Source organism: Sulfurimonas sp. (assembly GCF_050296975.1).
Classification (GTDB): domain Bacteria; phylum Campylobacterota; class Campylobacteria; order Campylobacterales; family Sulfurimonadaceae; genus Sulfurimonas.
The window spans coordinates 25,285-40,729 of record NZ_JBNKRX010000035.1 but is presented as its reverse complement, the minus strand read 5'-3'; the positions used below and the strand labels follow the sequence as shown (position 1 = coordinate 40,729).

19 protein-coding genes are annotated in these 15,445 nt (G+C 36.0%); 18 read left to right on the top strand and 1 reads right to left on the bottom strand.

Annotation, left to right across the window (positions count from 1 at the left end; translation table 11 throughout):
* The 16 genes from ACQY56_RS10515 to ACQY56_RS10440 all read left to right on the top strand — a co-directional run bounded on the left by ACQY56_RS10515 (position 1) and on the right by ACQY56_RS10440 (position 12,709).
* Complete coding sequence (locus ACQY56_RS10515) at positions 1 to 189, top strand: hypothetical protein (protein WP_428738250.1); 189 nt, start codon at positions 1 to 3, stop codon at positions 187 to 189.
* Positions 186 to 1,193, top strand: a complete 1,008-nt coding sequence (locus tag ACQY56_RS10510) for an AAA family ATPase (protein ID WP_428738251.1) — start codon at positions 186 to 188, stop codon at positions 1,191 to 1,193. The genes ACQY56_RS10515 and ACQY56_RS10510 overlap by 4 nt, the downstream gene beginning before the upstream one ends.
* Positions 1,174 to 2,394, top strand: a complete 1,221-nt coding sequence (locus tag ACQY56_RS10505) for a vWA domain-containing protein (protein ID WP_428738252.1) — start codon at positions 1,174 to 1,176, stop codon at positions 2,392 to 2,394. The genes ACQY56_RS10510 and ACQY56_RS10505 overlap by 20 nt, the downstream gene beginning before the upstream one ends.
* 116 nt (positions 2,395 to 2,510) lie before the next feature.
* Entirely contained in the window at positions 2,511 to 3,887 is a 1,377-nt protein-coding gene (locus tag ACQY56_RS10500; RefSeq protein ID WP_428738253.1) for a hypothetical protein, read from the top strand.
* The gene (locus ACQY56_RS10495) at positions 3,871 to 4,848 is read left to right on the top strand and encodes a phosphoribosylaminoimidazolesuccinocarboxamide synthase (protein ID WP_428738254.1); all 978 of its coding nucleotides are present in this window, start codon (positions 3,871 to 3,873) and stop codon (positions 4,846 to 4,848) included. Before ACQY56_RS10500 ends, ACQY56_RS10495 begins: the two co-directional genes overlap by 17 nt.
* A 21-nt stretch (positions 4,849 to 4,869) precedes the next feature.
* On the top strand, positions 4,870 to 5,190 hold the full coding sequence (locus ACQY56_RS10490) for a hypothetical protein (protein ID WP_428738255.1): 321 nt from the start codon (positions 4,870 to 4,872) through the stop codon (positions 5,188 to 5,190).
* Positions 5,187 to 5,711: a hypothetical protein gene (locus tag ACQY56_RS10485; protein WP_428738256.1), complete on the top strand. Its 525-nt coding sequence runs from the start codon at positions 5,187 to 5,189 to the stop codon at positions 5,709 to 5,711. The genes ACQY56_RS10490 and ACQY56_RS10485 overlap by 4 nt, the downstream gene beginning before the upstream one ends.
* A gap of 110 nt (positions 5,712 to 5,821) precedes the next feature.
* Positions 5,822 to 6,826, top strand: coding sequence for an AAA family ATPase (locus ACQY56_RS10480; protein WP_428738257.1), 1,005 nt, complete (start codon positions 5,822 to 5,824; stop codon positions 6,824 to 6,826).
* An 8-nt stretch (positions 6,827 to 6,834) separates the two neighbouring features.
* A complete protein-coding gene (locus tag ACQY56_RS10475; RefSeq protein ID WP_428738258.1) occupies positions 6,835 to 7,971 on the top strand; it encodes a vWA domain-containing protein in 1,137 nt (378 codons plus the stop codon).
* Between the two features lie 9 nt (positions 7,972 to 7,980).
* Positions 7,981 to 8,682, top strand: a complete 702-nt coding sequence (locus ACQY56_RS10470) for a hypothetical protein (RefSeq protein ID WP_428738259.1) — start codon at positions 7,981 to 7,983, stop codon at positions 8,680 to 8,682.
* An 80-nt stretch (positions 8,683 to 8,762) separates the two neighbouring features.
* Positions 8,763 to 9,212 (top strand): MarR family winged helix-turn-helix transcriptional regulator, encoded by a 450-nt coding sequence (locus tag ACQY56_RS10465; protein ID WP_428738260.1) that lies wholly within the window; start codon positions 8,763 to 8,765, stop codon positions 9,210 to 9,212.
* Positions 9,213 to 9,222: 10 nt separating this feature from the next.
* Complete coding sequence (locus ACQY56_RS10460) at positions 9,223 to 9,786, top strand: YceI family protein (RefSeq protein ID WP_428738261.1); 564 nt, start codon at positions 9,223 to 9,225, stop codon at positions 9,784 to 9,786.
* On the top strand, positions 9,786 to 10,490 hold the full coding sequence (locus tag ACQY56_RS10455; protein WP_428738262.1) for a pirin family protein: 705 nt from the start codon (positions 9,786 to 9,788) through the stop codon (positions 10,488 to 10,490). The genes ACQY56_RS10460 and ACQY56_RS10455 overlap by 1 nt, the downstream gene beginning before the upstream one ends.
* A 48-nt stretch (positions 10,491 to 10,538) precedes the next feature.
* The gene (locus ACQY56_RS10450; protein WP_428738263.1) at positions 10,539 to 10,841 is read left to right on the top strand and encodes a hypothetical protein; all 303 of its coding nucleotides are present in this window, start codon (positions 10,539 to 10,541) and stop codon (positions 10,839 to 10,841) included.
* 39 nt (positions 10,842 to 10,880) lie between these two features.
* Positions 10,881 to 12,101: a SagB family peptide dehydrogenase gene (locus ACQY56_RS10445; protein WP_428738264.1), complete on the top strand. Its 1,221-nt coding sequence runs from the start codon at positions 10,881 to 10,883 to the stop codon at positions 12,099 to 12,101.
* A 47-nt stretch (positions 12,102 to 12,148) separates the two neighbouring features.
* The gene (locus tag ACQY56_RS10440) at positions 12,149 to 12,709 is read left to right on the top strand and encodes a hypothetical protein (RefSeq protein ID WP_428738265.1); all 561 of its coding nucleotides are present in this window, start codon (positions 12,149 to 12,151) and stop codon (positions 12,707 to 12,709) included.
* A gap of 4 nt (positions 12,710 to 12,713) precedes the next feature.
* Here the strand turns inward: ACQY56_RS10440 and ACQY56_RS10435 are convergent, their stop codons facing one another.
* Positions 12,714 to 13,667, bottom strand: coding sequence for a 6-phosphofructokinase (locus ACQY56_RS10435; protein WP_428738266.1), 954 nt, complete (start codon positions 13,665 to 13,667; stop codon positions 12,714 to 12,716).
* A gap of 104 nt (positions 13,668 to 13,771) precedes the next feature.
* On the opposite strand from ACQY56_RS10435, the gene ACQY56_RS10430 reads away from it, so the two are divergent.
* Both ACQY56_RS10430 and ACQY56_RS10425 read left to right on the top strand, forming a co-directional pair.
* On the top strand, positions 13,772 to 14,029 hold the full coding sequence (locus ACQY56_RS10430; protein ID WP_428738267.1) for a hypothetical protein: 258 nt from the start codon (positions 13,772 to 13,774) through the stop codon (positions 14,027 to 14,029).
* Between the two features lie 14 nt (positions 14,030 to 14,043).
* Positions 14,044 to 15,444 carry a DUF3373 family protein gene (locus tag ACQY56_RS10425; protein WP_428738268.1) on the top strand — a complete coding sequence of 467 codons (1,401 nt, stop codon included), beginning with the start codon at positions 14,044 to 14,046 and terminating at the stop codon, positions 15,442 to 15,444.
* Position 15,445 lies beyond the last annotated feature (1 nt).

Genomic DNA, 15,445 nt, shown 5'->3' with positions numbered 1-15,445 from the left:
ATGGGTATGATAGAAGATAAAATCAAGGAAGATTTACTACAAACTGTGTATGCAGATAGTATTGCTATTTATGAGTTTATAGAGAGTAGATTTGCTTTAAGCGAAGAAGATCGTAAAGCTGTGATCGAGAAGATTAACACTATGAACGATGGTTTAAATCTTGTACTAAAAAAAGTAAAACTCTCATGATAACACCAGCCATAGGTACACAAGAACTTTATAAACATCTTGAACTTTTGATCCAAAGCGATACGCCTGTTTTTATTCACGGAAGTCCTGGGATTGGGAAGTCTTATATAGTTAATGACATCGCACAAAAGCACAACTTTGAGATTCGCGATATTCGTCTCTCACAACTTGATGCAGTTGATCTAAGAGGTATCCCCTCGATCGAGAACTCACAAACAAAATGGATGCCGCCTGTATTTTTACCAGATGATGAAAACTCTGAGGGGATTTTATTTTTAGATGAGTTAAATTCAGCACCACTTTCTGTTCAAGCTGCTATTTACCAGCTCGTACTAGATCGCAAGATCGGAGAATATAGCTTACCAAAAGGGTGGCGTATCATCTGTGCGGGAAATAAGATAGACGATAAAGGGATCGTATTTAAACTCCCTTCACCTTTGATCAACAGAATGGTGCATATTGTTTTAGAAGCAAAGTATGATGACTTTAAGGTGTGGGCTATTCAAAACAATATCCACTCTTATATTATAGGTTTTTTAGGTTTTAGACCTGACCTTTTAAGTAGTGAGATGCCAAGTGCAACAGAAGCAAACCCTGCTTTTGCAACACCTCGTGCATGGAATATGCTCTCAAATATTTTAGATATCTCTCACGATGCTAGTGCTATAGCTCCGATCATTTACGGAACTGTTGGATATGGTGCTGGGATCGAGTTTAGCTCATTTGTACAAGTGTATAAAACCTTGCCAAATATTGATGCTATTTTAGAGGGGCAAAGTGAACAAGTACCAGAAGAACCAAGTGCTCTGTATGCACTTTGTGCAGCACTCATTGAGAAGTATAAAAAAGATGAACATGGGGAAAATATATTTACTTATGCAAAAAAACTCCCAGTTGAGTTTAACGTAATGCTAATCAAAGACCTTATAGTTAAAGATGAGTCCATAGCAGAACTGGAGAGCTTTGAAGAGTGGCTAGAGAAGTATGAAAACTTCATCTTATGAGGAACTTTTTCAAAAAGTTCGCATCCACTTTCTTTTTCATCATCCCTTTTTATCTGTTTTAGCGCTTTCAATCCCTACCGTTTTTACAACCAACGCAAAGAGTGCTTTTGAGACAAACGGAAGTGCTTTAGAGGTTGATCTGCAAAAGCTTGATCGTTACAGTGAAGATGAATTGACATATTTGTATGCCCATGCACTTTTGCACATTGTTTTAAAACACCCTTACAGACAAAAAACAAGAGAGTTAAAACTGTGGAATCAAAGCTGTGACATAGTGATCAACAACATCATGGCAACGTTTAGCGATGTTGGAGCAATGCCAGAAGATGAAACTTTTGATGAAACACTAAAAGACAAATGTGTCGAAGAGGTGTACGAGATCCTTTTCAAAGAGCAAGAGGAAGAAAACCAAGGTTCCAGCGAAGAGAAAGAGGACAATGAGGCAAAAGTAACTTCCGATGAAAAAGGGAAACTTCAAGCGCACATCTACGATGAGAGTAAGCAAGATATACAAGAAGTTGCTGATGAAAAAACTTCAAGCGGTGAGCAGGAAAAATTAAACGGCATCATCATCCAAGCACTTTCAATAGCACAAAAAAATACTACCCAATATGCAGGGATGTTGGTTGAGATCGACACGCTTGTAAAACCTGAGATCAGCTTTTATGATGTGCTCAAAGAGTACCTTGTAACTTCCGCATTTGAAAAAGAGACAACATTTTCAAAACCAAATAAACGCTTTGCACACATGGGATTGTATCTGCCAGGTACAAAGAAAAAACAAGAACAACTTGAAGTGGTTGTAGCACTTGACAGCTCTTCAAGTGTAACGATGGAGGAATACAAAAAATTCCTTGGTGTAATCGCCGAAGTTTGTGCAGGTTTTTACGAGTACAAGATCGAAGTACTCCCTTTTGATGTAGATGTCAAAAAAGAGCTTATAGTGAGTTTTGACAGTTTTGCATCGCTTGATACGATCGATTTTCACATACCAAAAAGTGACGGAGGGACAAACTTCGATGCCGTGCTGCGTTACCTAAAAACAACCGAGATCCGATCAGATGATCTGCTCTTGGTTTTAAGTGACGGAGAATTCGAGATTAGCGAACACCTAGTGTGCCAAACACTTTTTGTAATTAATGAAAAAAAGAATATGAGAAAATTTGAGCAGTTTGGTCGGGTAATTGAGTTTTCTATTTAAAGGGGTTAAATAAAGATTAAGATGAAAAATGAAATAATAACCTTTGTGGTTTTATTTTGTTTAATATAGATATGATTACTCTATGGAAGTTCTTAGAAACTAAGAGGAGTTAAAAATTGAATTATCAAATGTCTTCATCTTTTTCTAGTATTATCGCTTTACCGCCAAATATAAAATTTAATATACATTCGGTAGTACGTCCAGCTACTTGGCGAAGTAAGCCATATACACTCTCATACATTTTAATTGATCGAGAGATAGATTCAAATGAATTAATTAGTATATTACAATGGGCTTATTATCATCAAATGCCAAATCCAAGAGTCATTACTCCAAGTATTATTCAATGGTCATCTTTGTTCCATCCACGTTTTTTTAAATCAGTTCAACAAAGTTTTCCTTTATCTATTCCTTCTTTAACATGGACTAACAATAATATATCTGAAGACTTTCAAGAACTTTCGCGTCATTGGTTACAGTCTGTACTCTTTTTATCAGGAATAACATTATCAGCTGCAATTATCCAAAATCGTTTTTCATCTGGAACTATAGGCAGTAAATTCGATCGTTTATGGGATGCAGGAACATTAGCTACTACAGCAGTAGCTCCTGAACTAGAGTCTTTAAAGCTACATCTTCAAATTAATGCTTTAAATAAGGATAACTGTGATGATATTGAAAAACTTTTAGCTATTCGAAAGCTTTTTATGGAAGCTTTAAAACGAATTGCACCTACATCAGGATTGATAGAAACAATACGAAAAGAATCTACATATTTTGCAGATGGTAGATTTGAATTTATTCATAACTTACGAGAACAGTTAGGGGATGCTTTACAGGCTGTTATTGTTTATGGATCAAGTGTTTCTGGTAATCAGTTTGCAGATATTGATGCTGTAGTCATTGTAGATGATCCTGAAGCAGTGTTGTTAAAACTTGCAGGAACATCACCAACTTGGCAAGGTAAAGAGTTAAATCTTGGGATTTATTCACCATCTGAATTTTTAATAATGCAACGTTTTTCAGGCGACAATCTTTCAAATTATGGCATATGTATCTGGGGCGAAGTTGATGTTGTTCGTAAACCTCTTTCAGAATTGATGGTTCGCAATTTTAGTTTTGGCACAATTCGACAAAGACAACAATTTGGTATGTTAAGCCGAGCAATCTCAACAAAAGAACAAGCATCTACTGAAGACGATAAAAAAAATCTTTATGAGTATTTTGTAAAGATTCCTGCAAATGTTGCAAAAGGTACTTTTGGAGCTATTGGTGATCAACCATCAAAAGAAAAAATTCATGATTGGCTTTTTTCCTCTATTGGTTTTGATACTCCAAAAATGCAAAAACAAGCACTTTTAGGTGATGTTGTTAAAGCATTGGCATCATCATCTTTAGCTACAGGAAAAGTTTTATCTCAATTAAATAAAAAGTTTCAAATAGTTGAAAATTCTACTAAAAATAGGAGGTTATTAAATGAAAACAGAGTGTGATTATTTACTTGATATATGTTCAGACCTTGAACTTGATGTTAAACTGAACAAAGATGAAACTAAAGGAGATAAGATAGTTCTTTTAGGTCCAAAAAATGAATCAATAACAGTTGATTTTACAAATACTGAGAGAAGTTTGATTGAACAGGTATTATCTCAGATCGATATTGAATTTGAAACATTGCCGCTTTTTGTACAAGGGGATAGTAAAGAGATTCGTCTTTTAACACCAAAAATAGCTCTTGCAAGGTTAGTGCCAAGTGTTTATTCATACACATATAATCGCTATGGTATGGCTCCTGGAACAGATGAAGTTCGTGCTCGTTTTTCTGCAGATATTTTTCGTAAAATGAATGATGAACCCGGTCCATATCGTTTAGCATCGGCATTTTTAGGACTTATAGATACAAAAGATGGTGTACTTCTTGCAGAACAGGTAGTACAGACATGTAATCTTGAAGTACGAGTTAAACGTTTTCATATAGGTTCACCACTTCATCGTTATTTATATATTGACAACCATTCAACATCTGAAAATGGACCACCACTACAACGTTGGAGTAAGTTTGAAAAACCAGTTGTTTGTTTTGATTGGCGCCATCCTTTACATGATGAAGATGGGAAACGTTTGGCTGATGAGCCACTTCCAGATGATTATGCGGCATTATGGCTTGATAACATCGAAGCAGCAAAAAAATTGGCACGAGATACATTCTTATGGTTAGAACAAAAGTTTGCAGCAGCAGGTTTACTTTTAGTTGATATATGTTTTTTTATTGACCGTACGGGTCAAGTCCTTTATGGTGAGATAAGTCCAGACTGTATGCGGATTAGAGATGGGACATCTACAAACGCAGCAGCCTTGGATAAAGACGTATGGAGGTCTGGTGGCAAACCTGAAGAGGTTTTAGCTAACTATATGAAGCTTTATGAGCTAGTATTTGGCAAAAAGCCATATTAATTTTTTAAAAAGGAAAAAATTATGAATCAAACATCTAAACCAACAATGGTAAAAAATCGTCGACTTAAAATGTCTCCAGGAGGAATGATTACATTACCTGTTTCAGCACGAAAAGCGTTGCAAATGGAAAAAGGCGAAGGCGGAAGAGTAACAATTTCTATAGAAAACGGTTCAATTAAAATGAGCCCAACAGAAAAAACAGGTGGCTTTAGAGTTTCTCCTAAAGGGCAGTTACAATTAAGAGGAGATGCTCGTGATATACTTGCGACTAAAAGTAATAACCAGCATTATTGGATTGAATTGCAGGATGGATTGTCAGTAACATTAAAGCCTTTTGAATGACAAAGCGCTTGATTATTGCTTTAGACGGTCATGATGGTGCTGGAAAAACAACTTTAAGTGTACAACTTGCTAATGCACTTGAAGGCACTGCAATTCGACCGTTTGGAGGTTCTATTGGAACCAAGCTGATGAAAGCTGGAGAAAATCAAAAGTTTGAAGAACTTCTCAAAATTGGCACAGAAGCTATACAGACAGCTATTGCATCCGTTGAAGGGAATAATCCTATTATTCTTGATCGAGGATGGATGACAGTAGCTTCTTTGATTCCTGAAATTGATTTCTTTTTTGAAAATTGGCATCAATGGGTTCCGACAGCATTATGTTTTGCAAATATAGATACTACACTTTCTCGTTTATCTAAGCGCACTTATGAATCGGCAGAGCCAATTGCATGGCATCAACACTATTTGAGTGTTTATAAAGCACTTGCAAAACGCTCTGGTAGTTTTATTTTACATACTGATCAAATGGATGAGAAGGTTTGTGTAGAACAATTGCTTAAATGGACAAAAAATTTGTGAAGTTTAGTAAGCTAATTAGAAGTTAATTTAAATATTATAAAACTAAAAAATTATAAGACTCTACCTTCGGTACAAAACTTGTAAATACTCCTATTATTAAAGGAGTGATGATGAATCCACAAAGTGCTAAAAGAGCTATTGCCCATCTAGTTGATAGAAAGGTGCCTATGTTTGTATGGGGGCCTCCAGGGATCGGGAAGTCTTCGATCGTAAAGCAGATCGCAAAAGAAAAAGAGTTGGAGTACATCGATCTTCGTTTGTCACTGCTTGATCCGACAGATTTGCGCGGTATCCCGTTTTTTGATGCAAAAAATGACAAAGCTGTTTGGGCACCTGCCTCGTTTTTACCGACAGATGAAAACTCAGAGGGTATTTTGTTTTTAGATGAGTTAAACACGGCAGCTCCTATGGTACAAGCTTCGGCGTATCAGCTGATACTAGATCGTAAAGTTGGAGAGTACACACTTCCTGATGGTTGGGCGATAGTAGCAGCGGGAAATCGTGAGAGCGATCGCGGGGTTGTATTTCGTATGGCGGCACCCCTAGCAAACCGTTTTATACACCTAGATATGGAGTCAAACGTAGAAGACTGGAAAACATGGGCGCAAAGCTCAAACCTGCGTCACTCGATCATCGCTTTTATCTCGTATAGACCAGATGCACTTTTTACTTTTGGGATAAATGCAGAAGCAAAAGCGTTCGCAACTCCTAGAACTTGGGAATATGTGAATGAGATTCTAGAGAGTGAGCCAGAAGATGACTTGCTGTTAGCGATGCTCAGCGGTGCGATAGGCGAAGAACTTGCAGCTTCGTTTTTAGGGTTTTTATCGGTTGAGAAATCTCTACCAGACATAGAGGCTATTTTAGCAGGTGAATCAAAAGAAGTTCCTGAGGAAACATCAGCTCTGCACATCCTTTCAACTGCACTTACTATGCGTATAGATGATGAGACACGTTCACAAGAGTTAAACAATTTACTTGCATACACGCTCAACCTTCCAGCAGAGTTTGCTATCATGATCGTTCAAGACTTGCGTGGGCGTAACATAGAGCTAGATTATCTTGGTAACTGGCCTCTATGGAGTAAAAACTTTACGAAAATTCTTCATAAGTAATGTAAATAATGAATGCCGAAGAACTCCTAACAAAAGCAAAAAGTCAGCTCATAAATAAACACCCGTACTTTGGTATGTTAGCTTCACGTCTTAAACACGAGGAGAGTGAAAAAGTAAATCACTATGCGAGTAATGGAGTTCGCTTTTTATATAACTCTGAGTTTATAGAAGATTGCTCGATCGAGGAGTTGCAGTTCATACTTACAAATGCAGTAATGCACCATGTACTAGCACATAAACAAAGAAAACTTGCACGTCGCGGGGCACTTTGGCAACTGGCAACCGATTATGCGATCAACAATATGCTTGTAAAAAATAAGTTCAAACTCCCCAAAGGTGTGAACTACAACAAAGAGTTTAAAAATATGTATGCCGAAGAGATCTACGATGAGCTAAAAAAGCAACTTATAGCTGAGGGTGTGAACTTGTACGATGATCTTGATGTGCTCGATGAGGTAACAGGTGGAAAAAACGAGTACTCCTTTTTTAGTCGCATCAAGCGGATAGAACAAACTCCAAGTGAGAAAGAGGAAGAGGAGTGGGCTTATGCCGATTCACTGGCAAGTGAAGTTGCACAAAAAAAGTCACTGCTTCCCTCAGGCTTTGATCGTTTTGCAAAAAAAATGGTTGCCAATGACATAGACTGGAGGTTTGAGCTTTACAATGCGATCAACCGTCACATGAGAAATAACTACGCTTTTATGCCACCAAACAAAAAACATCTTTACCGCGGTGTAGCTTTGCCCTCACTTGCAAGTGATACACTTTCACTCATCGTTGCGATCGATACTTCTGGATCGATTAACGAGTCGCTTTTGGGTGTATTTAAGTCTGAGTTTGAGTCAATCATGCAAAACTTTCCATCAATTCGGATCGAGCTCTTAATCGCAGATGCAAAAGTGCACCACCATTACACTTTTGTAGGTGCAGATGAGTTAGACTTTAAACTCACAGGTGGTGGTGGGACTGACTACCGTGTAGTATTTGACTATGTAGAGCAAAATTTACCGATGAGTACTATGCTTTTATATTTTACAGATGGGGAAGGGATATTTCCTCGCATACCTCCAGCGTATGAAGTTTTGTGGGCGCTTTCAAGTGGACGTGCACGTATCCCTTTTGGAAGAAAACTTTTAATTCTCTAGGAAAATAGCATGGAAGAGTTGTTTAATCTCACATACAAAGATGAAGTAGAAGCACTTAAAGATGAGGAAAATTTCGAGGCTTTGGGTGATGCAAAGTATATAAACCATGAAGATTTTGAAGCAAGACTTTACTGGGCATTTTGCCGTCCATCTGGCTCACACGCTGATCAGATCAAAGATGAACACCCACTTGTCTCGATCATGGCGTTTAATCACTCACGACTTGGAGCATTTGAGCGTTTTTCTCTACTGCATAAAGAGGTGATCGAAGATGATGAACTGCGTAAAAAGATCCGAAACCGTTCCCGTATGCTTTTTCGTGATCTGGTAGATAATGATTTTAACGAATTAAACAAAGTGCTAGATATGGTGCCTATGTACATAGATGTAGCAGTCGATCAGCTGATCAATGGGCGAATGTGGAATGACATCGTTGCTAATGAATATGAAGCGACAATCTTTTTAGAAAAAGCAAAAGATTTTATAGATGATCCTTTTATGGAAGCTTTCTATGAAAAACTGCAAAAGTTTGAAGAGTTCGACATCGCAGAAGTAAAAGAGTTTTTAGAGCGCTTAGTACCACAAAAAGAGCAACTCTCATCCATAATACTAGAGTTTTACTACGATCAGGCTATGGAGTGGCTTGATGAGAGTGACCTGCATATATTACAAAAAAAGACGTTAGAAAAATTAGCTAAAAAATTAATCTAAAATTACAATATAATACTAGTTAGTAATATTTATAAGATATTAGTACTAGTTAGTAGTATAATTTTTCCAAAGGCTAAGTTATGAAATTGAAAGTTAAATCTTACGGAGAACATCAAGACAAAGTTCTTAGAACTGTTTTTCAGTTGCATCGTACACAAAGTAAGATCGCTTCTTATGAGGCAAAATTTTTCTTGGAACATGGTCTAACGTACAATCAGTTTAAGGTTTTAGAAGTTCTGTACCATCGCGGTGATCTCTCAATAGGTGAGATTACAAAATTGACGCTTTCTACACCAGGAAACATTACTGTTGTAGTGAAAAATCTCAAACGAGATGGTTGGATAAGCTCTATAGTGAATGAAAAAGATAAAAGAAGTACTTTTTTATCTATAGAACAAAAAGGGATAGACATTATAGAAGGTGTATTTTCTGATCATATTCAAAATCTCGAAGAGAAAATGAGTGTCTTGAATGATGAAGAGTTAGACACCCTTTGTAAACTCCTTAGAAAAGTTCAAAAAAATGATTAAAGGATAAGTTATGAAAAAGTTAGTTGTCGCTTTTATAGCAATGTTTTTGGGTGCAAGTGTAGTATTTGGCGGAACTTTTAAAGTTGATTCTGTGCATACGACTGTTGGTTTTAAAGTGAAACATATGATGATCTCTCATGTAACAGGAAAATTTGAGAAATTTAGTGGCACATTTGATGTTGAAGATAACAAGGTAGTAACGTTACAAGGTGTAATCGAAGCTGAATCGATCAATACAGACAAAAAAGAAAGAGACGAGCATTTACGTTCAGCAGACTTTTTTGATGTAGCAAAATATCCTCAAGTAACATTTGTGTTGGATAAAGTGGATGGTGATAAAGCGTACGGAAAACTTACTATCAAAGATGTTACGAAAAATGTAGTTTTGGACTATGAATTTGGTGGAGTTGCAAAAGACCCGTGGGGACAAACACGAGCTGGTTTAACGTTAGAGGGAAAAATCAATAGAAAAGATTTTGGTCTTAAATGGAACAAAATGCTTGAAACTGGTGGTGTCCTTGTTGGAGATATCGTAAAAATGGAAGTAAACATTGAGGGCGTATTGGAGAAATAATGCTGAGATATATTCCAAAAGAACAACTGTTCTTATCCAACAAAGGGTGGTTGCAAAGTAGATTTCATTTCTCTTTTGCAGAGTATATAAACCATGACAATGTAAACTTTGGAGTTTTACGCGTTCTTAATGATGATATGATAGCTCCCAAAAGTGGTTTTGATATGCATCCGCACCGTGATATGGAGATAGTAACTTATATCATTGATGGAGAGCTTACACATCGAGATTCGATGGGGAATGTTGAGACACTTAAACGTGGAGAGGTACAGTATATGAGTGCTGGAAGTGGAGTATTTCACTCTGAGCATAATAATCATCCAACAAAAGAACTTACACTTTTGCAAATCTGGATACTTCCTCCACAAAAAAACTTACCTCTTTTGTATGGCTCACATAGATATACAGATGAGGAGAGAAAAGATACACTTTTGCATATTGTTTCAAATGAAAATGACGATGCAAAAATAAAACTCCATCAAGATGTAAACTTTTATGTAAGCGAACTCTCAAAAAATAAAACTCTTACTTTTAATATTGCACCAAATAGACAAGTGTATTTTGTTGTGATTGAAGGGAAGTTAGAGTTAAACAATACACTTTTAAATGCACATGATGCTTGTGAGTGTGTAGATGAGAAAGTATTAGAGATCAAAGCAAAAAGTGATACACATTTTCTATTTATAGAGATGGCAAATGGCTAGGCACACTTTATGTATACATTGCATAAAATTTGCCTATAAAGAGTGATAATGAACGAGTGTTTACACAATATTTGCCAAACTTTTGAAGAAACAAGTGACTTTTTAAAAGATCGAACCCCAGAGAAAGAGAAGATAATTACAAAACTTTTTTTCGATTTTTTAGAATGTTTTTCATCATTAAAAGCTGAAAAATTAGACTTTCCAAAAGAGTTTCAACATGATGTGCAAACATACTTAAGGGGTAATCTTGCACTTCATAAAAAGTTTGAAGATGTAGAGATCAGATACTTAATGCTTAGTGACTTTTACGATTTTTGTAGACTTACAAAACGTTATATAAAAGAGAAATAGAACATGCCTTTATGCCACCAGCAAACAAAACATTCTTATATGAGTGTTCGCAAAAATGCAAACTTTTTAGATTGGAGAAGTCAGCCTACAAACTCTAAAGTGTATCCCCATTTTTATCAACGTTTTGCGATCTCAGATTATGAGGAACTTCAAGACCTTAATTTAATCGGTGGTATCACTTTTGAGAAAACCTATCCTGATGGTGTATATCATTTGCGCAGTGTTCCAAGTGCTGGTGGACTTTTTCCTTGTGAAGTTTACATCCAATCAAGAGGTATTAAAGGGCTGTTAAATGGGATATATCATTATGATCCAAAAGAAGCGTCATTAGTACTACTGCAAGAAATAGATAAAGATGGTGTAGAGCATTGCTTTGATGAGGGAAAAAAACAAAAAGGTTTAATGTTTCTGATCTCAAGTGTATATTTTCGCAGTTCTTGGAAATACAAAGATAGAGCGATCCGTTATGTGCTTTTGGATGCTGGGCATCAACTTGGAGCTATTTACGCTGGACTTTGTGTGATGGGCAGGGAGAGTGAGTTTGTTTTTGAGTTTGATAAGATAGCACTTAATGAGATGTTTGGTTTTCGCAAAGATGAGTTTTTTACATGTGCGATTAAAAGCGCTGAAGAAGTAGATACAACCGTTAATAAATTGAGACAAAATCTCTCATTTGTAAGTGGATGTGATTATTTGGAGACAAATGAGTTTATAGAGAATGCTTACACTCAAACTGTAAACTACGAAGAACAAAGTTTTAATCCAACGCCTTTTTTTGCAAATATTCCAAAAGAGCAACTTAAAAATGCGATCATAAACAGACGCTCGATCCGTGCATTTCGAGCTTTAGGGATGGAAAAATCGGAGTTTGAAACCATCCTAGATGGGATCTTTTTGTTTGCCATGAAGCACAATATAGATATATACTACACAACTCATCTAGTTAACGATGTCCAGCAGGGACTTTACAAAAATGATGAGCTACTGCAAGAGGGTGATTTTAGATCAAAATCAAGGTACCTAGCACTAGAGCAAAACCTTGGTGGACAAAGTGGTGTAACATTTTACTTTACCTCAAACGATGTCCAAAAGTATCAAAAAGTAAATATATTGAGCGGTTTTCTTGCACACATTATTTACGTAAAAAGTGAACTTTTAGGAATAGGATGTAGTGGAATAGGCGCTTATTATGATGATGAGTGTAAAGAGTTTCTGCAAACTAAAAATAATATCTTATATCTACTTGCTATTGGTCGCTAAGGAACACTATCTGCATTGTCCTTTTTATTATTTAAAAAAGGATACTAATGTCTAAAGTATTAGATTTTATCAAAGAAAATGAATTAGCATGGCAACCGTCATACACAGGTGCTGTAGGTTCTCTAGAGGGTTATCGTGGAGCACTTATCGTAGAAGAGGGAAAACAGCTTTCTCCAGATAGAAAATTACCTCCAAAAATTCAAGCAAAACAAGTTATTTTAGTTTGTGACGATGACAAAATGAAATTCTTAACTTGTGAACTTGACAGTTTCAATGACTTTGCTGTAATGTTTGCAAAATACAAAGAGTATTTTTCAGCTGATGGAATTTATGTTTTATATGTAACAGATTTAGAAGGTGAAGGAACTTTTGAATACGAAGGTGTTACATTTACTGCATATCCTCTTGATGAAAGTTCTGTATGGAATGAGATTTTAGAGTTAGTTGATCTTGAAAAAGGTGACATGAAAAAACTTGATGCTGAAGAAAAAATCGAAACACTTTATGATGAGGTACTCAGTGCAGATGTTACAGATGCTTCAAAGTCTTACGATGATATGTGTGCGCTTATCGGTGAGAGTTCAAAACAACTTATGGGTGCAGTGTAAAACACTACACTAAAAATTGAAGTAGTTCAGGGTCCAACTCTTTTTTGATACCTGCTACTTCATCTATACTTTTGAGATTGAAACCATTTTTGTCATAACAAATTATGGACTCATTAACTCCGTCTAAAAGAGCTTTCATAGCATAGTTTACAAATTTGTAAGCCATAAGTCTATCGTATGAAGTTGGATTCCCTCCACGTTGGATATGTCCAAGAACAGTTACACGAGCTTCAATACCAACTTTGTCTTCAAACCATGTAGCGATACTAGCTGAATCATCCTTAATCCCTTCCGCAACAACAGCTAAAAAATAACGTCTACCATGATGGAGTTGTGTTTGAAACTCATCAACATAATTATCTAGGTTATATGCTACTTCTGGGATAAGACAAAGTTCACTCCCTGAAGTTAAGTGTGAAACAAGCGCTAAATATCCACAATCTCTCCCCATTGTTTCAATCACAAAAGCACGTTTAAAACTCGATGCAGTATCTCTTACAGAATCTATAGCATTTCTTATCACATTTAAAGCTGTATCTACCCCAAGGCAGTACTCTGTTCCATTAATGTCATTGTCAATAGTTGATGGAATACCGCAAAATTTTACACCATGTTCTTTGTAAAAAATATCTAAACCACGAAAAGAACCATCACCACCTAAAACTACTAACATTTTTATATCATGGAGATCGAGATTTTGCTTTGCTTGTGTTCTATACTTTTTTTCCATAAAGCGTTTACTTCGTGCACTACCTATCTTTGTACCACCTTTTGTGATAATTCCAGCAACATCTGCATATGTCGCTTCTGAAATATTGTCATCGATTAAACCTTCATACCCATCATAAATAAAATAGGGTTTTAAACCATGTTTGTATGAAAATTCCACAAAATGTTTAAGTGCAGGATTCATCCCAGACACATCACCACCCGAACATAAAATACCTATATGTAACATTGAAAATCCTTGTTAATAAATATTAGAGTAATTATACTTAATTATAAGGTATTATTTATATTATAAGCTGTACTATTAAGTAAATATTTATAAAAGGGGTAGAAATGGGCATTGTTCGTATATTAATTGCATTGTCGTTAATGGCTTCTTTCGCATTTGCTGGTGGTAAAGACTTAGCGGTTCAGTTGGGTTTAAATGCTAGTTCAAAAGCTATAAAGCAGTGGGAAAAAGTGTTTCAAAAAGAGAAAAAAATGAAAAAGCTTGGTATAGACAAGCTCTCTGACGCAGATAAACAAAGTTTAAAAGAGTATTTAATAGGGCATGCAGCTGATTCTGATCATCCAGAAGCAGCAGGTATGTAATGAAAGGGGAAACAATGAATAAAACAATTAAATTAAGTCTGTTAGCTTCACTAGCAGCATTCTCTTTAAATGCAGGGACTACAAACGAAGAATTACTTAAAAAAATAGATGCTATGCAAAAGCAAATCAACGCCCTTGAAGAGGAACAATCTGATAGAAGTGATGAACTTGAAGATAAAATCGATAGAGTTGAAACAGCAACTTTGGTAGATAAAATCAATTTTGGTTTAGATTTTAGAACAAGAGTTGATGGGTACAAAAGTAAAGATGGTGCTGGAACTAAAGGGAGTGATAACAATATTTGGTCGAATCGTTTAAAACTCAATATGGGTGCAAAAATTACAGATGATATGAAGTTCACTGGTCGTTTAACGATGTATAAAAACTGGTCTGATTCTAATATCAACCAATTTTCTGGAATGGATCCAATGCAAGGTCGTCGTCCAAATGATAGTGGTTTGTTTGTAGAACGTGCGTATATTGACTGGACTGTACTCAAAGGACAGTTACCAGTTATTTTAACAGTTGGCCGTCAACCAAGTTCTGATGGACCATCACACCAATTTAAAGAAAATACGGTTCGTAAATCAACATATTCAGCACTTAGTTTTGATGGGGCAGCAGATGGTATAGTTGCAACTTTCCCATTAAATAAACTCTCTGGTATAAACGGAATGGCTTTAAGAATTGGATATGGAAAAGGGTATCAAGATAGTTCAAGTATGAGCTATGTAGGAAATCCTGCGGGTATTAAAGATTCAAATGTTTTAGGTGCTTTTTTTGATACTGGATTAGGATTAGATGGATCATTATTACAAGTAAGTGCAGTAAGTGCTAAAGATATAGTTTCAAATACTTCAGATGGAACAAGCTCAACAAATACAAATATTGGTGATATGATGCTTTACACTGCAATGGTAGAATTTACAAACTTAATGAATTCTAATGTTGATTTGTTCGCTCACATTGCATCTTCACAAGCAAAACCAAATGGTGTAGTAGCTACACAATATGGAATGGGTGATGTAGGGTTGCTTACAAGTACATCTGGTGATACAAAGACGAAAAAAGGATCAGCATACTGGTTAGGTGCTAGATATACTTTAGACCTTGAAGCACTCAATAATCCACGCATAGGTGTTGAGTATAATCATGGAACTAAATACTGGTTTAGTTTTACTCAAGGCTCAAACGATTTAACAAATAAACTTGCAACTCGTGGTGATGCTACGGAAGTGTATTATATTCAACCAATCAATCGTTATGCAGAATTACGTTTAGGTGCAACTATGATAGACTATAAATTTACTGGTTCAGGGTATCAAATTGGTGCACCTATGTTTGTAACAGATGCTGGTAGTAATGCAATTGATAAACTTACAAACTACTATTTACTATTTAACGTAGCATATTAAT